This window comes from Pseudomonas sp. Irchel s3h9, from assembly GCF_900187475.1.
GTDB lineage: Bacteria > Pseudomonadota > Gammaproteobacteria > Pseudomonadales > Pseudomonadaceae > Aquipseudomonas > Aquipseudomonas neuropathica.
Genome location: NZ_FYDH01000015.1, coordinates 100,855 through 119,404, shown reverse-complemented (window position 1 = coordinate 119,404; position 18,550 = coordinate 100,855). Strand labels below are relative to the sequence as shown.

Sequence of the window (18,550 nt, the reverse complement as noted above, 5' to 3'; positions counted from 1 at the left end):
GCAGGCTCACTCCTACATTGGAATGCGATCACTTGTAGGAGTGAGCCTGCTCGCGATAAGGCCGGTACAGACACCAGATATTTCTAGGGTTGTTCCCCGGAGAACCGCAATGACCGACACCCCGCTTTCCCCGGCCGAATTCGAAGCGGCCCTGCGCGCCAAAGGCGCCTATTACCACATCTACCACCCGTACCATGTGGCGATGTACGAAGGCCGCGCCACCCGCGAACAGATTCAGGGCTGGGTCGCCAACCGCTTCTACTATCAGGTGAACATCCCCCTGAAGGACGCGGCGATCCTCGCCAACTGCCCCGATCGGGAAATCCGCCGCGAGTGGATTCAACGCCTGCTCGACCACGACGGCGCCCCCGGCGAGGACGGCGGCATCGAAGCCTGGCTGCGTCTCGGCCAAGCGGTCGGCCTCGACCCTGATCAACTGCGCTCCCAGGAACTGGTGCTGCCCGGCGTGCGTTTCGCCGTCGACGCCTACGTCAACTTCGCCCGCCGCGCCAGTTGGCAGGAAGCCGCCAGCAGCTCGTTGACCGAACTGTTTGCACCACAGATCCACCAGTCGCGCCTCGACAGTTGGCCGCAGCATTATCCGTGGATCGACCCGGCCGGTTACGAATACTTCCGCACCCGTCTCGGTCAGGCGCGACGCGATGTCGAGCACGGTCTGGCGATCACGCTTGAGCACTACAAGACGCGTGAAGGCCAGGAGCGCATGCTGGAAATTCTCCAGTTCAAACTGGACATTCTTTGGAGCATGCTCGATTCCATGAGCATGGCCTACGAACTGAACCGCCCGCCGTATCACAGCGTCACCGAACAACGCGTCTGGCACAAAGGAATCACCTTATGAGTTTCGACCGCAGCAAAGTCCCGACCTGGCGTCCCGGCTACCGCTTCCAGTACGAACCGGCGCAGAAAGGCCATGTGCTGCTCTACCCCGAAGGCATGATCAAACTCAACGAAACCGCTGCGTTGATCGGCGGTTTAATCGACGGCGAACGCGATGTCGCGGCAATCATTGCCAAACTTGATGAGCAGTTCCCGGGCGTGCCTGAGCTCGGTGACGACATCGAGCAATTCATGGAGGTTGCCCGTGCGCAGCACTGGATCGAACTTGCCTGATCTGCCGCCCAAGCCTGAAGTCGGCCTGCCGCTGTGGCTGCTCGCCGAGCTGACCTACCGCTGCCCGCTGCAATGCCCGTACTGCTCCAATCCGCTGGATTTCGCCGAGCAGGGCAAAGAGCTGAGCACCGAGCAGTGGATCAAGGTGTTCCGCGAAGCGCGGGAGATGGGCGCGGCGCAACTGGGCTTTTCCGGTGGCGAGCCGCTGGTGCGTCAGGATCTCGCCGAGCTGATTCATGAAGCGCGGCAGTTGGGTTTCTACACCAACCTGATCACCTCTGGCATCGGCCTGACCGAGCAGAAAATCAGCGACTTCAAGAAGGCCGGGCTCGATCACATCCAGATCAGTTTTCAGGCCAGCGATGAGCAAGTGAACAACCTGCTGGCCGGCTCGAAAAAGGCTTTCGCGCAAAAGCTGGAAATGGCTCGCGCAGTGAAGGCCCACGGCTATCCGATGGTGCTGAACTTCGTCACCCATCGGCACAACATCGACAAGATCGACCGCATCATCGAGCTGTGCATTGCGCTGGAAGCCGACTTCGTTGAACTCGCCACCTGCCAGTTTTACGGTTGGGCGCAGCTCAATCGTGTCGGCCTGTTGCCGACCAAAGAGCAACTGGTGCGCGCCGAGCGCATCACCAACGAATACCGCGCGAAGCTGGAAGCCGAAGGGCATCCGTGCAAGCTGATTTTCGTCACCCCGGATTACTACGAAGAACGCCCGAAGGCCTGCATGAACGGCTGGGGCAGTATTTTTCTGACAGTCACACCGGACGGCACCGCCCTGCCTTGTCATGGCGCCCGACAGTTGCCGGTGCAATTTCCCAATGTGCGCGATCACAGCATGCAGCACATCTGGTACGACTCGTTCGGCTTCAACCGCTTCCGTGGTTACGACTGGATGCCCGAGCCGTGCCGCTCGTGCGACGAGAAAGAAAAAGACTTCGGCGGCTGCCGCTGTCAGGCGTTCATGCTCACCGGTGATGCGAGCAATGCCGACCCGGTGTGCAGCAAGTCCGAACATCACGGCGTGATTCTCAAGGCCCGCGAAGAAGCCGAGACTGCCACTCAAACCATCGAACAACTGGCCTTCCGCAATGAACGAAACTCGCGCCTCATCGCCAAGGGCTGAGCCATTCAGCGCTTCGCAAGCCGTCGCTGCCGGCATGGACTTCGCCGAACTTCAGCTCGGCGCCAACGGGCTGTTCTGGAATGAATATCGTCCGGAAGATGCCGCGTGCCGGATCTGGCATTGGCGCGATGGCGTGACGAAATGTCTGACGCCGAATGGTTTTAGCGTGCGCAGTCGCGTGTACGAATATGGCGGTGGCGCGTTTTGTCTGACGCCGGATGGGGTGGTTTTCGTCGCTGAGGCGGATCAGCAGTTGTATCGCCAGAAGCTCGGTGGCGAGCCGGAAGCATTGACCTCGGGCGAGTGCCGTTATGGCGATCTGCATTTTGCTTTCGGCCAAGTGCTGGCGGTCGAAGAACAGCAAGATCAGCATCGGCTGGTAGCAATCGATCTGGCTGACGGTGGGCGGCATTTATTGGCTGAAGGCGCGGATTTTTATGCGGCGCCAATCCTTAGTGTGGATGGCCAGCGCTTGGCCTGGATCGAGTGGAGTCGGCCGCATCAGCCGTGGACGTCGACCCGGTTGATGGTGGCTGAGCGTTCGACTGACGGTGCATTTGGTTCGCCGCAATGCATTGCCGGCACCGAGGTTGAAGAGTCCATTCAGCAACCGCGATTCGATGCCGACAATCGCCTTTATTGCCTGACCGATCGTGGTGGATTCTGGCAGCCGTGGGCTGAGACTTCCAACGGTTTGGAGCCATTACCTGCTGCGCAAGCCGATCACGCGCCAGCACCGTGGCAACTGGGCGGCTGCACTTGGTTGCCTGTTGAAAATTCGGTTTTAGCCAGTTGGAGTGAAGGCGGTTTCGGCCGTCTGACATTAGGCGATGACGACTTCACCGGTGACTACAGTCGTTTCCGGCATTTGGCTTTGGATGCGCAATTTATCTACTGCATCGCCGCCTCGCCGATCAGTCCTTCTGCGGTCATCGCCATTGATCGGGCGACGCGCAAAGTGAACATGCTGGCCGGCGGCGTAGCGCCTTTACCCGCAGAGCGCATCAGCCGTCCGCAAACCCTGTGTTACCCAAGCGGTTCGGGCGAAGCGCATGGGTTCTTTTATCCGGCCATGAGCGGCGAGACAAACCCGCCGCTGGTGGTGTTCATCCACGGCGGCCCGACATCGGCCTGCTACCCGATGCTCGACCCGCGCATTCAATACTGGACGCAACGCGGCTTCGCCGTGGCCGATCTCAACTATCGCGGCAGCAGTGGTTATGGCCGCGAATATCGGCAGGCCTTGCATCTGAGCTGGGGTGAGGTGGATGTCGAGGATGCTTGTGCGGTGGTGAGTCATCTCGCCGGCCAGGGTTTGATCGACGGTGATCGCGCATTCATTCGTGGCGGTAGCGCAGGTGGCTACACCACGTTATGTGCGCTGGCGTTCAAGCAAGTCTTCCGCGCTGGAGCGAGCTTGTACGGCGTCAGCGACCCGGTTGCGTTGGCTCGAGCTACGCACAAATTTGAAGGTGATTATCTGGACTGGCTGATCGGCGATCCCGAGCAAGACGCCGAACGCTACGCCGCACGCACGCCGTTGTTGCACGCAAACAACATCCGCGTACCGGTGATTTTCTTTCAGGGTGAACTGGACGCCGTGGTCGTGCCACAACAGACCCGCGACATGGTCACGGCGCTGGAGCACAACGGCGTCCCGGTCGAAGCGCATTACTACCCCGACGAACGCCACGGATTCCGCCGCGCGGCCAATCAAGCGCATGCGCTGGAGCAGGAGTGGAAGTTCTATCGCCAGGTAATGGGATTGACGGACTGATCACCGCGCCCTGTTCAAAACCGGGTTGCCCCATTCGCGAGCAGGCTCGCTCCCACATTGGATCTGTGTTGTTCACAAATCCCCTGTGGGAGCGAGCCTGCTCGCGAAAGCTATCTACTTGGCGCCGCAGTACTCAGCGCTTGGCGATGATGTACACCGCATGCACGATCCCCGGAATATAACCGCACAACGTCAGCAGAATGTTCAACCAGAACGCCCCGCCAAACCCGACCTGCAGAAACACGCCCAGTGGTGGCAACAGAATAGCGATGATGATGCGAATGAAATCCATGGGGCAGCTCCTGTATGGGGGTTGGCTCACTTGAGCCATACAAGCTAATCGACCTGCGCCGCTCGTCAGGGTTCAGTGCAACGGCCATTTGATCGCCACCACCTCAAAAAAAACGCTCCACGCCAAAAGAATCAGGCGTGGGGCGTGCGTTATACCGCGAGACGGTTCTGGAAATCGGGTAAGAAACTTCAGTTCAGACGGCAATCCCCTTGCGGCATTGCAGTTGTGCGGTTCGCACTCGCGAGAAGGCGCGGCCCAGGCGCAGGAGCATTTCGTCGATGTTGGTTTTGCTGACGGTAAGGGCCGGGGTGAAGCGCAGGCAGTTGGCTTGCGGGGCGTTGAGCAGCAAGCCTTCGTGAAGGGCGGCGTGGACCACGGCCTCAGCGGAATCGTCCGACAGGGTCAGTCCGTAGAACAAACCTTGGCCACGCAGTTCGCCGTGGTCGTAGCGGTGCGCCAATCGGGCCAGGCCTTCGCGCAGATGCTGGCCATTATCGTTGACCTGCTGCAGGAAGCTGCGGTCGTACACGCTGTCGAACACCACCAGGCCAGCCGCTGTCATCAGCGCATTGCCGTGATGCGTGCCGCCCAGTTCACCCGTGTCGAAACAACACGCCTTGCCCCGCGCCAGCAGCGCCGCCAAGGGCACACCGCCGCCAAAGCCTTTGCCGAGCACGACGATATCGGCGCGTACGCCATAGGACTGTTCGGCAAGCAAGGTGCCGCAGCGACCGATGCCGGTTTGTACTTCGTCGAGGATCAGCAGAATGCCCAGCTCTCGGCACAGACGTTCAACGCCTTTTAGGTAATGCTCAGTCGCCGGAACAACCCCGGCATCGCTCTGGATCGGCTCCAGCATGATCGCCACGGTTTGCGCATCGACCGCGGCGTGCAGCGCGGGCAAGTCGTTGAACGGCACCAGATCGAAACCCGGCAGTAACGGCGCGAAACGGTTGTGCAAGTTGCAGCTATCGGAGGCAGAAATCGTCGCCAGACTGCGGCCATGGCAACCCTGCTTCGCGACAATGATTCGCGAGGCGCCGCCACGATGCAGTTGGCCCCATTTGCGCGCCAGTTTGATCGCCGCTTCACAGGCTTCGCTGCCGCTGTTGAGCAGATAGGCCTGATCGCTGGAGGTGCTGGCGCACAGCCGTTCAGCGAGGCTGAGCATGCCGCGATTGTGCAGGTTGAAACCGGGATTGATCAGCGCCTGCGCCTGGCTGGCAATCGCTTTGACCAGCGCTGATGGGCTGTGGCCAAGACTGTTGGCGCCACCGGCCTGGGAAAAATCGAGGTACGCGCGGTCATTGCTGTCCCACAGCCACGAACCCTGACCACGCACGAACACCTGTTGCGGCCGTTCGACGCTGGGCATCAGGCGCTCGGAGCTAAGATTTTCGTTGATATCAGAAGGATCAGCCTCAAAAGCGAGGTCATCGAGACTCGGCGTCTGGCGCCGCAAACTGAACAGATTCATTGAAAAACACCACGTTTAAGGTGTTTTGAACTGCCTATGCAAACACTGTCGAAGCGAACGCTATTCATCGCGCTTTCTGGCCCTGTAAGCCTTGTGAATGCGGTTAGACTAGGCTCACTGAGGTCTGCGGGCCATTTCGATTTACCAGCATTTTCGATAAGCATTACTTATGGATTTCAAACAACTGCGTTATTTCGTCGCGGTCTACGAAGAAGGCCATGTCGGCCGCGCCGCCGAACGCCTGTCGATCTCGCAACCGGCACTGTCGCAGCAGATCCGCCAGCTCGAACAGAACCTCGACGTCACCTTGTTCGAACGCAGCAGCAAACGCCTGCTGCCGACCCTCGCCGCGCACACGTTGTACAACCACGCTTTGCCACTGCTCGACGGATTGCAGCGGGCGCGTGAGGCGCTGGGCAACTTCAAGGGGCAGGCCTTGCGCACGCTGGCAATCGGCGTGCTGCAAACGGTTCACACCAGTCTCGTTCCGCAAATGCTTGAGCGGGTGCGCAAGGCACAGCCACATCTGGTGGTGCAGATCTATGAATTGACCGGACTTGAGATCGAGCGGCGGCTGCTCAACGGTTCTTTGGACATCGGCATCAGTTACCTGCCGCCGCGCCAACCCGGCCTGCACGGCGTGATGCTCTACGAAGATGAACTGACGCTGGTCATCCCGGCGGATCATCCGCTGCGTGAATTCAAGAAAGTTTCGATGCGCCAGGCTGCCGAGCTGCCGATGTTGCTGCTGGGCGAAGAGTTTCAGATCCGCCAGATCTGGCAGGCGCAATTGACCGCGCTCGGACGACGCCCGCAGGTGCAGGCCGAACTGAACAATATGGTGGGGATACTCGACAGCCTGCCGCACACCAAACTGGCGACGGTGCTGCCGGGGCGTTCGCAAAAGGAGTACGACGATCAGGATCTGCTCTGGAAACCGCTGAGCGAACCGCGCGTGCCGCTGAAGGTAGGGTTGGTCTGTCGCGATGTGCAGCGCCAGCAGGCGCCTTTGGCGCTGTTGCAGACATTGTTGGAAGAAGTGATGGAGCGCGAAGTGAAGCCGGCGCTTGATCCGCTGGCCTGACTACTTTTCTGCAGGCAAAAGAAAACCCCGCCGAAGCGGGGCTTTGCAGACTGTTTCCCTGACATCCATTTCACTCCGCCACCCTGGCAGAATCCTACGTGTCCGTGTTGTTGCTTTGCGCTTCCTGCGCGACGTCCATGAAATGTAGATTAGCCGTGGATCCAATCTACGCATATGGGAGAACAGCAGCACGTCATGTAAGAGAATGCTTACATGACGTCATCGCATCAGAATTGCGCCGCATCCAGCAGGAACAGCGACTCGCTACCGGCCTTCACCGACGTACTCAACGAGTGAATACGCGGCAGCAAACGGGCGAAGTAGAAGCGCGCGGTGCCCAGTTTGCTGGCATAGAAATCGTCTTGCGCTTCTTTGCCCAGCGAAGCTTTGGCCATCAATGCCCACATGTAGGCGTACGCTGTGTATCCGAATGCTTGCAAATATTCGACCGAAGCCGCGCCGATTTCGTTCGGGTTGTTTTTCGCCCGATCCAGCAGCCACGAGGTCAGCTCGTCGAGGGTGTCGACGGCATCGTTCAGCGGTTTGGTGAATTCGCCCAGATCGGCGCTGGCCGTCGCGGTGAAATGGCGGATCTCGTCAGCGAACAGCTTGTAAAAAGCGCCACCGCTGCCGACGATCTTGCGCCCGACCAGGTCCAGTGCCTGAATGCCGTTGGTGCCTTCATAGATCTGGGTGATGCGCACGTCACGTACCAGTTGCTCCTGACCCCACTCGCGGATGTAGCCGTGGCCGCCGAAAATCTGCTGGCCGTGCACGGTGGTTTCCAGACCCAGGTCGGTGAGGAATGCCTTGGCCACAGGCGTCAGCAACGCGACCAGATCTTCCGCACGTTTGCGGGTGGTGGCGTCTTCGCTGAACTTGGCGGTGTCGAGCTGCATCGCTACGTAGGTGGAGAACGCACGGCCGCCCTCGTTCGAGGCTTTCATGGTCAGCAACATGCGCCGCACGTCCGGGTGGACGATGATCGGGTCAGCGACTTTGTCTTTGTTCTGCGCGCCAGTCGGCGAACGGCTTTGCAGACGGTCGCGGGCGTATTCGACGGCGTTCTGATAGGAGCGCTCGCCGGTGGCCAGACCTTGGATGCCCACGCCCAAACGCTCGTAGTTCATCATGGTGAACATCGCGGCCAGACCTTTATTCGGCTCACCGACCAGATAGCCCACGGCTTCATCGAAGTTCATCACACAGGTCGCGGACGCCTGGATGCCCATTTTGTGTTCGATCGAACCGCAGTTCGCCGGGTTGCGCGCGCCCAGGCTGCCGTCGGCGTTGACCATGAACTTCGGCACCAGGAACAGCGAAATACCTTTCGGACCGGCTGGGGCGTCCGGCAGTTTCGCCAGCACCAGGTGAATGATGTTTTCGGTGAGGTCGTGTTCGCCACCGGTGATGAAGATCTTGGTGCCGCTGACCTTGTAGGAACCGTCGGCCTGAGGCTCGGCCTTGGTGCGGATGATCCCCAGGTCGGTGCCAGCGTGCGGCTCGGTCAGGCACATCGAGCCGGCCCAGACGCCAGCGTACATGTTCGGCAGGTACGCGGCTTTCAGCTCTTCGCTGGCGTGAGCGTTGATCGACAGGCAGGCGCCGGCGGTCAGCATCGGGTACAGACCGAACGACAGGCTGGCGGAGTTGACCATTTCTTCGACTTGCGCCGACACGGCTTTGGGCATGCCCATGCCGCCGTATTGCGGATCGCCACCGACGCCAACCCAGCCGCCTTCAGCGTACGTCTGATAAGCCTGTGGGAAACCGGCCGGCGTGGTGACGGCACCGTCCTTCCAGTGGCAGCCTTCTTCGTCGGCAGCGCGGCTCAGAGGTGCGATGCTTTTGCTGGTGACTTTGCCGGCCTCTTCGAGAATGGCTTCAACGGTTTCGGCGTCGACAGTCTCGGCCAGGGCCGGCAGTTCGGCCCAGAGCTTGGCGACCTCGAACACTTCATTGAGGACGAAGCGCATATCGCGCAGCGGCGCTTTGTAGTCAGCCATGGCAAACCTCGCAAGATCTAAACAGGTGATTCGTGGAATGATGTTTTCGTTGAGCCCGAGTGTACCTCAACAACTTTTGTGACACATAGGGTCAACCCGTGACCGTTTTGTTATTTTTAGTCATCACAAAAAAGATCGCAGCCTGCGGCAGCTCCTACAGATAAAACTCGGTCCCATGTAGGAGCTGCCGCAGGCTGCGATCTTTTGATCTTGCTTAAAGCGCAAACATTTCCGCCGGCAACTTCATCAAGCAATCACTGCCCGCCTCGATCGCCGCACGATGCGCCGCCGTACGCGGCAACAAGCGCTTGAAGTAAAACTCGCAGGTCGCCAATTTCCCGCGCAGGTAATCCCCCTCGCCCTCGCCCGCCTCCAGTTGCGCCTGCGCCACCAGGCCCATGCGCAACCACAGATAGCCAAGGATGATGTAACCGCTGTACATCAGGTAGTCCACCGACGCCGCGCCCACTTCATCCGGGTTCTTCATCGCCGCCATCCCGACCTTCACGGTCAGGTCGCCCCACTGCTGGTTCAGCTGATTGAGCTGCGCAACGAAACTGCCCAGCTGCGGGTGCTCAGCGTTGGCTGAGCAGAACTTATGGACGATTTTGGTGAAACCGCGCAGCAACTTGCCCTGACTGCCCAGCACCTTGCGTCCGAGCAGGTCCAGCGCCTGAATGCCGTTGGTGCCTTCATAGATCGGTGCAATCCGGCAATCGCGCACCAGTTGCTCCATGCCCCATTCGCGAATGAAACCGTGGCCGCCGAACACCTGCATGCCGTGGTTGGTCACTTCCAGGCCGGTGTCGGTCATGAACGCTTTGCAGATTGGCGTGAGGAACGCCAGCAAATCCTCGGCCTCCTGCCGTGCTTCGGCATCACCGCTCAGATGCGCGACATCGAGCAACTGCGCGGTGAAGTAGGTCAGTGCCCGATTGCCTTCGTTAAAGGCTTTCATGGTCAGCAGCATGCGCCGCACGTCCGGGTGGACAATGATCGGGTCTGCAGGTTTATCCGGGGCTTTGGCGCCGGTCAGCGCGCGCATCTGCAAGCGGTCGTTAGCGTATTTGATCGCGCCCTGGAAGCTTGCTTCGCCCAGACACAAACCCTGCATGCCGGTGCCTAGCCGCGCGTGGTTCATCATGGTGAACATGCAGTTCAGGCCCTTGTTCGGCTCACCGATCAGATAGCCCTTGGCGCTATCGAAGTTCAGCACACAAGTGGCCGAAGCCTTGATGCCCATCTTGTGTTCGATCGAACCACAGGAAACACCGTTGCGCTCGCCCGCTTCACCCGCCGTATCCGGCAAGAACTTCGGCACGATAAACAGCGAAATCCCTTTGGTCCCGGCCGGCGCATCCGGCAACTTGGCCAACACCAGATGGATGATGTTATCGCTCATATCGTGCTCGCCGGCAGAGATGAAAATCTTGCTGCCGGTAACCGCGTAACTGCCATCAGCCTGAGGCACGGCGCGGGTCTTGATGATGCCCAGATCGGTGCCGCAGTGGGCTTCGGTCAGGCACATGGTGCCGGTCCACTGGCCGGCGGTGAGTTTGCTCAGGTAGGTGTCTTTCTGCTCGGCGCTGCCATGGGCATGGATCGCCGACATCGCGCCGTGGGTCAGGCCCGGGTACATGCCCCAGGAAGTGTTGCTGGAGCCGACCATCTCACTGATCACCAGCCCCAGCGAACTTGGCAGCCCTTGGCCGCCGTAGCTCGGATCTGCCGCCAGACCATGCCAGCCACCTTCGACATATTGTGCGAATGCCTGCTTGAAGCCTGTAGGCGTTGTCACCACACCGTTGTCGAAATGGCAGCCCTCTTCGTCACCGCTGCGATTGAGCGGTGCGAGCACGTTCTCGCAGAACTTCGCGCCCTCTTCGAGGATCGCGTTGATCATGTCCGGGCTGGCGTCGTGGGCGCCGAGGGCGGCGTAGTTGCTGTGAAAGTCGAAGACGTGGTCGATCAGAAAGCGCATGTCGCGCAGGGGAGCTTTGTACTCAGGCATGGTGGCTTCTCCGTCAGCAGATTTCTCCAACCTACTGCCGGCCACCACGCCCCACAATCATTGTGCAGGCGCTGAATGCGCCGTCATCACTCAACCTGCGGCCGTGTCCATGCGCACCGCGCCACGACGGTTCTGGCCGAACGCAACCACGCAGTTACGCCCCGCGCCTTTAGCGGCGTAAAGCGCCTCGTCGGCGGACTTCAGCACTTGTTCCGGGTTGCGTTGCTCCACTCGCTCGGCGACGCCGATGCTCACCGTGACCGAAACGCTGGAAGCACCGGAACCGGCGCGGCGCTGACGACCTTGCTGATCATCCTGCGGACGGTTTTCCTGATTGCGCAGTTGAATGCTGTAGGACGCAATCGACTCGCGGATCACCTCAAGGTGCGGCATGCACTCCTCAAGGGTTTTGCCTGCGAACACCAGGGCGAATTCCTCACCGCCATAGCGATACGCCCTACCGCCACCGCTGATTTTCGACAGTTTGCTGGCGACCAGACGCAAAACCTGGTCACCAACATCGTGGCCGTGGGTGTCGTTGAATTTCTTGAAGTGATCGACGTCGCTCATCGCCAATACATAGTTGCGACCCAAGCGCTGCATGCGTTCATTGAGCGCGCGACGGCCCGGCAGTCCGGTGAGTTCATCGCGGAAGGCCATTTGATAAGCCTCATGCGCAACCGCGGCGGCGATCATCAACATCACCTGACTGCACATGATGTTCAGGGTAAACGGCAGGATGAACGTTTTCGGCAGCATCCAGAACACACCGAGCAAACCCACCAGTTGCGCCGCATGCAGCGGACGCGGGTTGCGCCAGTATTGCCAGGCCAGCAGCAGGAACGCCGAGATGAACACTGGATACGAGAGCTGAATCAGACTCATCCACGCGCCGTGTAGCGCCGGCCAGCGAATTTCCGAGAGCCACATCAGCAATGCCTGGGGATAACTTTGCTCAAGCCCCAATGCCACGCTGCCAAAGGCCAGCAACACGGCGAAACGCGCGACCATGTCCTGGAACAGATGTGTACGTTCCTGCCATGCGGCGAACAAGCCGAACAACAACGGCAACAACAGGCAGACGAGGTGGAAGACCACCGCAGCGTCTTCGCGGACCTTGCCATTGTCGCGGTAATAGTCGGTCTGGGTGTCGAGCAGAAAGTAGGCGATGTACACCGTGAGCATCAGAAACAGCTCGCGCTGACGGCGGTAAACCGCGCAATACGCGCCGCCCAGCAACAGCACCAACGTCGGCAACACGTTGAACAGCGACGTGAAGAACACGCTAAGGTCTTTGACGTACGCAGCCGCCAACCCCGCGAGTAACAACAGCAGTGAAGGTAGGAAATGGCTGAAACGTACAGCGGAAGAACGCGGCAAGGGTAAAGCTCCGACCCGTCATGGCAAAGAGGTGGCATTGTGCCTGCAATGCATGCAGTTAAGCACACACAATGTGATCCAGATCACACGCAGTCTCTTTAACGGCCGGAAACGCTGATTTCTGAGCCTTCGACCAAGGTTTTTTGCCTCCTTGGAGATGAAACCTCCTTCATGGCCATCATGCTTGATGGCCATGTCGGGAATTTCTTCCAGGAATACCCACAACCGGAGGAACTCCGCGCATAAAAAAACCGCTGCCCCCCAAGGGAGCAGCGGTTTTTCAACAGACCGCGTTAATGCTTAGTAGCCCAGTGCGAAGTCTTCTTCTTTCATGTCCATCAGGTTGTTGGCGCCCGACAGCATGGTGGCCACATGCGTACGGGTACGCGGCAGGATGCGCTGGAAGTAGAAGCGCGCGGTTTGCAGCTTGGCCGTGTAGAACGCCGCGTCGCCGGTGCCTTCTGCCAGCTTTTCAGCTGCCAGACGCGCCATGTCGGCCCAGAAGTAAGCCAGGCAGGCATAACCGGAATACATCAGGTAGTCCACGGAAGCCGCGCCGACTTCTTCGCGATCTTTCATGGCAGCCATACCGACCTTCATGGTCAGCTCGCCCCATTCCTTGTTGATCGCGGCCAGCGGTGCGACGAACTCTGCAACGGCTTCGTTGCCTTCGTTGTTCTGGCAGAACTTGTGGACGATCTTGGTGAAGCCTTTCAGGGCCTCGCCTTGCGTCATCAGCACTTTACGGCCCAGCAGGTCGAGTGCCTGGATACCGGTGGTGCCTTCGTACAGCATCGAAATGCGGCTGTCGCGAACGTTCTGCTCCATGCCCCATTCGGCGATGAAGCCATGGCCGCCGTAGATCTGTACGCCGTGGTTGGCGGATTCAAAACCGACTTCGGTCATGAACGCCTTAGCGATCGGGGTCATGAAGGCCAGCAGTGCATCGGCTTTCTTTTTCTCTTCTTCATCGACGCCGTATTTGACGATGTCGACCTGTTTGGCGGTGAAGTACACCATCGCACGGTTGCCTTCGGCGAACGCCTTCATGGTCAACAGCATGCGGCGAACGTCTGGGTGCACGATGATCGGGTCAGCGGCTTTGTCTGGCGCTTTCGGGCCAGTCAGGGAGCGCATTTGCAGACGGTCGCGAGCGTATTTCAGGCCGCCCTGGAAACCGATTTCGGCGTGGGCCAGACCTTGCAGTGCGGTACCCAGACGTGCGGTGTTCATAAAGGTGAACATGCAGTTCAGGCCTTTGTTCGCCGGGCCGATCAGGTAACCGGTGGCGCCGTCGAAGTTCATCACGCAAGTGGCGTTGCCGTGGATGCCCATCTTGTGTTCCAGCGAACCGCAACTCACTGCGTTGCGTGCACCGACGGTGCCATCAGCATTGGGCAGGAACTTTGGAACGATGAACAGCGAGATGCCTTTGGTACCAGCCGGTGCGTCCGGCAGGCGGGCCAGCACGATGTGGACGATGTTATCGGCCATGTCGTGTTCACCGGCCGAGATGAAGATCTTGGTGCCAGAAACCTTATAGGAACCATCGGCCTGAGGTTCGGCCTTGGTGCGCAGCATGCCCAGGTCGGTGCCGCAGTGTGGTTCGGTCAGGCACATGGTGCCGGTCCATTCGCCGGAAACCAGTTTGGTCAGATAGGCTTCTTGCTGCTCAGGCGTGCCGTGCTCGGAGATGGTGTTCATCGCACCGTGCGACAGGCCTGGGTACATGCCCCACGACCAGTTGGCTTCGCCAACCATCTCGCTCACTGCCAAACCCAGCGATTCAGGCAAGCCCTGACCGCCGTGCTCAACGTCGTGAGCCAGGCTTGGCCAGCCACCTTCGACGAATTGCTTGTACGCCTCTTTGAAGCCAGTCGGAGTTTTCACGCCGGACTCGCTCCAGGTGCAACCTTCGAGGTCGCCCACGCGGTTCAGCGGTGCCAGTACCTGCTCACAAAACTTGGCGCCTTCTTCGAGAATGGCGTCAACCATGTCTGGAGTTGCGTCTGCGCAAGCCGGAAGGCTCTGATAGTGCGCTTCGTAGCCGAGCAGTTCGTCACGAACGAAGCGAATATCACGCAAGGGGGCCTTGTAGTCAGGCATAGCGATAAACCTCTGCTGATGTAACCGGGAATGAACGACCGTGTTGATTTGTTGTGACGGTCAAACAGTTGTTTGAAACATACGTTTACGCCGAAATCTTGTCAAGCATCGATCTTTTGCCGTTCGTCCCCGCATCTTTCAAACAGCGGACGCAGCAAACCGCCATGAGCTCGAACGAGTCATGGGCGCTGAAAAAAGATTAGTTGAGGGAGAAGGACTTACAACGAAAAACGCCGCGACAAAGCGCGGCGTTCAGGGTGTAGATGGTGAAAAATCAGGCGAAGGTGTCGATGATCGTACCGAGCATTTCGTCGGAAGCTTTGGCAACTTTTACGCCTAGCTCCACCTGAAATTTGCCCTGGGCCATTTGCACCATGTCGCTGCCCAGGTCCATTTGCTGGCTGCGATCAACGCCGCGCAGACGATCGACCTGCGCTTCCGAAGACTGGCTGGTGACCGAACGCTCAATGGTGTTGTTGGCAATCTGGCTGGCGGCCTGATCAACGCGGTTCTGCCCGCTTTGAATCGAGCTCAGACCTGCATAAAAAGCTGTGTTACCGGAGATTTCCATAACAGTTCTCATCCTTGGGAAGGATCAATGGCGCCATTGAACCAGAGGCGCCAGAAAAACACCCGTCAAAAACACTAATGGCACAGTGCCTGCCCATAGAGAAAAGCTTAGTCGAGCAGATCCAGTTGCAAATGATCCGCTACCGCTTCGGCACTCAAGCTCTTGAGTTTCGGCACGCGCCCAAGGCACGGCGCCGGAATTCTCTCGGCCAATGTGGCGAGGTTCTCCTCAAGCCGCGAAGTCTTCGGATCGATGATATTCGCCACCCACCCGGCCAATTGCAGCCCATCACGGGCAATCGCCTCGGCCGTCAGCAGGGCATGACTGATGCACCCCAGCCGCACACCCACCACCAGAATCACCGGCAGCTTCAACGCAATCGCCAGATCCGACAGATTGTCCTGATCCGCCAACGGCACCCGCCAGCCACCCGCGCCCTCGATCAAGGTGAAATCGGCGTTCATCGCCAGAATCTCGCGCATCGGCGCCAGCAACGATTGCACGGTCAACGCTACTCCGGCCTCACGCGCCGCCAGATGCGGAGCAATCGCAGGCTCGAACGCCACGGGATTGACCTGTTGATAAGTCAGCGGCAGCGAACATTCGGCCAACAGCGCCAACGCATCGGAATTGCGCAGCCCCTTGGGCGTCACTTCGCACCCGGACGCCACCGGTTTGCCCGCCGCTGTGCTCAGCCCGGCCGAACGCGCCGCGTGCAGCAACCCTGCGGCAACCGTGGTCTTGCCGACATCGGTGTCCGTTCCGGTGATGAAATAGGCTGCGCTCATACGGGTTTCTCCAACACGGCGTAGACCACCTGATAAGTCGCCGGCAATCCCGACGCTTCACGGAACTGCTCGTAAGCTTCCACCAGCCCGAGAATCCGCGCCCGCCCGGTCAAACCGCCCGGCCGCCCCGGATTCAGATTGTGCGCACCCAAGGCTTTCAACTCATGGGTCAAACTGCGCACATCCGGGTAGTGCAACACGTGCGGCTGATTCTCCAGACTCAACGTGCGCAAGCCGCTGGCCGCACACAATTGCTCATAGCGGGCGAAATCGCGGAAGCGATTGACGTGCACCATCCCGTCGACCTGCCGCCAGCTGTCGCGCAACTCAAACAGCGTCCCGACACAAAGACTAGCAAACGCAAAAATCCCACCCGGTTTCAGTACGCGAAAGGCTTCGCTGAGCACTGCATCGAAATCCGCGCACCACTGCACCGCCAGGCTGGAAAAGATCAGGGCGCAAGTCGAGTCCTGCAACGGCAGACGCTCCGCATCGCCAGCAATGAAGTACTCAGCGCCGCCCAACGGCCGCGCGTGATCGAGCATACCCTCGGCAATGTCCAGCGCCAGACCGTGCCCCTCGATAAAATGCGAGGCCAGTGCCCGGGTGAAATAGCCGGTGCCGCAGCCCAGATCCAGCCAGCGCGACGGTGAAAAATCCGCCGGCAAGCGTTGAAGCAATTGTGTACCCACATCACGTTGCAACTCGGCGACGCTGTCGTAACTGGCCGCCGCGCGGGAGAAAGAGGCCGCGACCTGACGCTTGTCAGGCAAGCCGCCAGGCAGCACAAGAGACAAATCAGTCATCACCGCACTCATGTAAAAAAGCCTGGATAGCGCCCGCCAGTCCGTGGGGGTCTTCCAGAAGGAACGCATGACAGGCCTGTTCGATCAGACCTATTTCGATGTCCGGCAACAGGACGAACAACGCCCCCGCCGCTTCCGCCGGAACGAGAGCGTCCTGTCCGGCGAACAGATGAAATTGCGGGCCGCGAAATGCTTGCAGTGCTTCGCGGGTGTCCAGTTGCGCGAGCAATTCCAGGCCCGCCATCAACGCCGACGGCGCCGTGTGCGGTGCGCCGCCGAGCATCAACCGCGACAAGCCGCGCGCATCTTGTGCACCTTGAGCACAGAGCAGCGAAAAGCGTTTGAGGGTCAGCCGGGGATCGGCCTGGCAACCGGCGAGAAATGCATCGAAGGTCTCGCCCGGCATCGCGGTCGGCCACTGCTCATGGGCAACGAAGGAAGGGTTGCTCGCCAGAGTCAGTAAACCGCAGCAGCGCTCGCCACGGCGCGCCGCCAATTCGGACGCGAGCATGCCACCCAGCGACCAGCCACCGAGCCAGACGTCTTGTGGAATGCGTTCATCGAGTTCATCGAGCCAGTCTTGCAGGTCACTGGAATCCAGCTCCGGCAGCGGCTCGATTTCCACTTTCAGATGCTCGTCGAGCCCTTGCAAAGCGGCGGCCAGAGGCTCCATCGGCGACACACCGAGGCCCCAGCCGGGCAGCAGAATCAGGCGATTACGCATGGCTTGGCTCCGACGACAGTTGGGCAAAGCAATCGGCCAGTCCCTCTAACAATAGCTGCACCTGCGCCTCGCTGTGGGCGGCGGTCAGGGTCACGCGCAAGCGCGCGCTGCCGGCGGGCACGGTCGGTGGGCGGATGGCGGTAACCATCAGCCCGCGCTCGCGCAACATTTGCGACAACCGCACCGCGCGCCCGGCATCGCCGATCAAGATCGGCTGGATCGGCGTGAAGCTGTCCATCAACTCCAGGCCGATCTGCTCGGCGCCCTGGCGGAACTGGCGGATCAAGGTCTGCAGATGATCCCGGCGCCAGTGTTCAGTGCGTAGCAACTCCAGACTTTTCAGGGTCGCGCAAGCCAGCGCCGGGGGCTGGCTGGTGGTGTAAATGTACGGACGGGCGAACTGGATCAGGCTTTCGATCAGCTCTTCGCTGCCCGCGACGAAGGCGCCAGCGGTGCCGAAGGCTTTACCGAGGGTGCCGACCAGTACCGGCACGTCCTCCTGACTCAAACCGAAATGCTCGACGATGCCGCCACCGTTCGCACCCAGCGGCCCAAAACCGTGAGCGTCATCGACCATCAGCCACGCGCCTTTGGCCTTGGCTTCACGAGCCAATGCCGGCAGGTCAGCGAGATCGCCGTCCATGCTGAACACACCGTCGGTGACTACCAGCGTATTGCCGGTGGCTTTCTCAAGACGCTTGGCCAGGCTCACCGCGTCGTTGTGCAGATAACGATTGAAACGCGCGCCGGACAACAGACCCGCGTCCAGCAGCGAAGCGTGATTGAGACGGTCTTCCAGCACCGTATCGCCCTGCCCGACCAGCGCCGTGACCGCGCCGATATTAGCCATGTAGCCGGTGGTAAAGAGCAATGCACGCGGTCGACCGGTGAGATCGGCCAGCGCTTCTTCCAGTGCGTGATGCGGGCCGCTGTGGCCGATCACCAGATGCGAGGCGCCACCACCGACACCCCAACGTTCAGCGCCGGCGCGCCAGGCTTCGATCACTTGCGGATGATTGGCCAGGCCGAGGTAATCGTTGTTACAGAAGGCAAGCAACGGTTTACCGTCGACCACCACTTGCGGGCCTTGCGGGGACTCAAGCAGCGGTCGCTGGCGATAGAGATTTTCGGCACGACGGGCAGCAAGGCGTGCGGCGAGATCGAAAGACATGCAGGCCTCGACTTTCAAGTGACACAGATCCCTTGTGGGAGCGAGCCTGCTCGCGAATAGGCCTTCACATCCAACATCAATGTCGACTGAG

At 59.9% G+C, this 18,550-nt stretch carries 16 protein-coding genes; 5 read left to right on the top strand and 11 right to left on the bottom strand.

Features of this window, described 5'->3' with window-relative positions; translation table 11 throughout:
• Positions 1-109 precede the first annotated feature (109 nt).
• From pqqC to CKW26_RS23115, 4 genes are read left to right on the top strand one after another with little or no spacing between them, the layout of a single operon-like run.
• Positions 110-862 carry a pyrroloquinoline-quinone synthase PqqC gene (pqqC, locus tag CKW26_RS23130; protein ID WP_095050302.1) on the top strand — a complete coding sequence of 251 codons (753 nt, stop codon included), beginning with the start codon at positions 110-112 and terminating at the stop codon, positions 860-862.
• The gene (gene pqqD, locus CKW26_RS23125) at positions 859-1,134 is read left to right on the top strand and encodes a pyrroloquinoline quinone biosynthesis peptide chaperone PqqD (protein ID WP_095050301.1); all 276 of its coding nucleotides are present in this window, start codon (positions 859-861) and stop codon (positions 1,132-1,134) included. The genes pqqC and pqqD overlap by 4 nt, the downstream gene beginning before the upstream one ends.
• Positions 1,127-2,266, top strand: coding sequence for a pyrroloquinoline quinone biosynthesis protein PqqE (pqqE, locus tag CKW26_RS23120; protein ID WP_016983158.1), 1,140 nt, complete (start codon positions 1,127-1,129; stop codon positions 2,264-2,266). The genes pqqD and pqqE overlap by 8 nt, the downstream gene beginning before the upstream one ends.
• On the top strand, positions 2,232-4,043 hold the full coding sequence (locus CKW26_RS23115; protein WP_095050300.1) for a S9 family peptidase: 1,812 nt from the start codon (positions 2,232-2,234) through the stop codon (positions 4,041-4,043). The genes pqqE and CKW26_RS23115 overlap by 35 nt, the downstream gene beginning before the upstream one ends.
• A gap of 133 nt (positions 4,044-4,176) precedes the next feature.
• Here the strand turns inward: CKW26_RS23115 and CKW26_RS23110 are convergent, their stop codons facing one another.
• Both CKW26_RS23110 and CKW26_RS23105 read right to left on the bottom strand, forming a co-directional pair.
• Positions 4,177-4,335, bottom strand: a complete 159-nt coding sequence (locus CKW26_RS23110; RefSeq protein WP_003228885.1) for a YqaE/Pmp3 family membrane protein — start codon at positions 4,333-4,335, stop codon at positions 4,177-4,179.
• A gap of 193 nt (positions 4,336-4,528) precedes the next feature.
• A complete protein-coding gene (locus CKW26_RS23105) occupies positions 4,529-5,812 on the bottom strand; it encodes an aspartate aminotransferase family protein (RefSeq protein WP_095050299.1) in 1,284 nt (427 codons plus the stop codon).
• A 169-nt stretch (positions 5,813-5,981) separates the two neighbouring features.
• On the opposite strand from CKW26_RS23105, the gene CKW26_RS23100 reads away from it, so the two are divergent.
• A complete protein-coding gene (locus tag CKW26_RS23100; RefSeq protein ID WP_077574788.1) occupies positions 5,982-6,896 on the top strand; it encodes a LysR family transcriptional regulator in 915 nt (304 codons plus the stop codon).
• Positions 6,897-7,123: 227 nt separating this feature from the next.
• On the opposite strand, the gene CKW26_RS23095 is transcribed toward CKW26_RS23100, so the two are convergent.
• The 9 genes from CKW26_RS23095 to bioF all read right to left on the bottom strand — a co-directional run bounded on the left by CKW26_RS23095 (position 7,124) and on the right by bioF (position 18,459).
• Entirely contained in the window at positions 7,124-8,902 is a 1,779-nt protein-coding gene (locus CKW26_RS23095) for an acyl-CoA dehydrogenase C-terminal domain-containing protein (RefSeq protein WP_095050298.1), read from the bottom strand.
• Between the two features lie 214 nt (positions 8,903-9,116).
• On the bottom strand, positions 9,117-10,913 hold the full coding sequence (locus tag CKW26_RS23090) for an acyl-CoA dehydrogenase C-terminal domain-containing protein (protein ID WP_095050297.1): 1,797 nt from the start codon (positions 10,911-10,913) through the stop codon (positions 9,117-9,119).
• A gap of 90 nt (positions 10,914-11,003) precedes the next feature.
• Positions 11,004-12,293, bottom strand: coding sequence for a GGDEF domain-containing protein (locus CKW26_RS23085; RefSeq protein WP_095050296.1), 1,290 nt, complete (start codon positions 12,291-12,293; stop codon positions 11,004-11,006).
• 300 nt (positions 12,294-12,593) lie between these two features.
• A complete protein-coding gene (locus tag CKW26_RS23080; RefSeq protein WP_095050295.1) occupies positions 12,594-14,399 on the bottom strand; it encodes a phenylacyl-CoA dehydrogenase in 1,806 nt (601 codons plus the stop codon).
• A gap of 274 nt (positions 14,400-14,673) precedes the next feature.
• A complete protein-coding gene (locus CKW26_RS23075; RefSeq protein ID WP_093429944.1) occupies positions 14,674-14,970 on the bottom strand; it encodes a pyrroloquinoline quinone biosynthesis protein PqqE in 297 nt (98 codons plus the stop codon).
• Positions 14,971-15,077: 107 nt separating this feature from the next.
• Entirely contained in the window at positions 15,078-15,758 is a 681-nt protein-coding gene (bioD, locus tag CKW26_RS23070) for a dethiobiotin synthase (protein ID WP_095050294.1), read from the bottom strand.
• Positions 15,755-16,564 (bottom strand): malonyl-ACP O-methyltransferase BioC, encoded by an 810-nt coding sequence (gene bioC, locus CKW26_RS23065; RefSeq protein ID WP_095050293.1) that lies wholly within the window; start codon positions 16,562-16,564, stop codon positions 15,755-15,757. The genes bioD and bioC overlap by 4 nt, the downstream gene beginning before the upstream one ends.
• The gene (locus tag CKW26_RS23060; RefSeq protein WP_095050292.1) at positions 16,557-17,288 is read right to left on the bottom strand and encodes an alpha/beta fold hydrolase; all 732 of its coding nucleotides are present in this window, start codon (positions 17,286-17,288) and stop codon (positions 16,557-16,559) included. The genes bioC and CKW26_RS23060 overlap by 8 nt, the downstream gene beginning before the upstream one ends.
• Positions 17,281-18,459, bottom strand: a complete 1,179-nt coding sequence (bioF, locus tag CKW26_RS23055; protein ID WP_095050335.1) for an 8-amino-7-oxononanoate synthase — start codon at positions 18,457-18,459, stop codon at positions 17,281-17,283. Before bioF ends, CKW26_RS23060 begins: the two co-directional genes overlap by 8 nt.
• Positions 18,460-18,550: the final 91 nt, after the last annotated feature.

Excerpts from the sequence above, each read along its gene's own strand:
- pqqC (WP_095050302.1), top strand. The coding sequence starts at position 110 with ATGACCGACACCCCGCTTTCCCCGGCCGAATTCGAAGCGGCCCTGCGC.
- pqqD (WP_095050301.1), top strand. The coding sequence starts at position 859 with ATGAGTTTCGACCGCAGCAAAGTCCCGACCTGGCGTCCCGGCTACCGC.
- CKW26_RS23115 (WP_095050300.1), top strand. The coding sequence starts at position 2,232 with ATGAACGAAACTCGCGCCTCATCGCCAAGGGCTGAGCCATTCAGCGCT.
- CKW26_RS23110 (WP_003228885.1), bottom strand. The coding sequence starts at position 4,335 with ATGGATTTCATTCGCATCATCATCGCTATTCTGTTGCCACCACTGGGC.
- CKW26_RS23105 (WP_095050299.1), bottom strand. The coding sequence starts at position 5,812 with ATGAATCTGTTCAGTTTGCGGCGCCAGACGCCGAGTCTCGATGACCTC.
- CKW26_RS23100 (WP_077574788.1), top strand. The coding sequence starts at position 5,982 with ATGGATTTCAAACAACTGCGTTATTTCGTCGCGGTCTACGAAGAAGGC.
- CKW26_RS23095 (WP_095050298.1), bottom strand. The coding sequence starts at position 8,902 with ATGGCTGACTACAAAGCGCCGCTGCGCGATATGCGCTTCGTCCTCAAT.
- CKW26_RS23090 (WP_095050297.1), bottom strand. The coding sequence starts at position 10,913 with ATGCCTGAGTACAAAGCTCCCCTGCGCGACATGCGCTTTCTGATCGAC.
- CKW26_RS23080 (WP_095050295.1), bottom strand. The coding sequence starts at position 14,399 with ATGCCTGACTACAAGGCCCCCTTGCGTGATATTCGCTTCGTTCGTGAC.
- CKW26_RS23075 (WP_093429944.1), bottom strand. The coding sequence starts at position 14,970 with ATGGAAATCTCCGGTAACACAGCTTTTTATGCAGGTCTGAGCTCGATT.
- bioD (WP_095050294.1), bottom strand. The coding sequence starts at position 15,758 with ATGAGCGCAGCCTATTTCATCACCGGAACGGACACCGATGTCGGCAAG.
- bioC (WP_095050293.1), bottom strand. The coding sequence starts at position 16,564 with ATGACTGATTTGTCTCTTGTGCTGCCTGGCGGCTTGCCTGACAAGCGT.
- CKW26_RS23060 (WP_095050292.1), bottom strand. The coding sequence starts at position 17,288 with ATGCGTAATCGCCTGATTCTGCTGCCCGGCTGGGGCCTCGGTGTGTCG.
- bioF (WP_095050335.1), bottom strand. The coding sequence starts at position 18,459 with ATGTCTTTCGATCTCGCCGCACGCCTTGCTGCCCGTCGTGCCGAAAAT.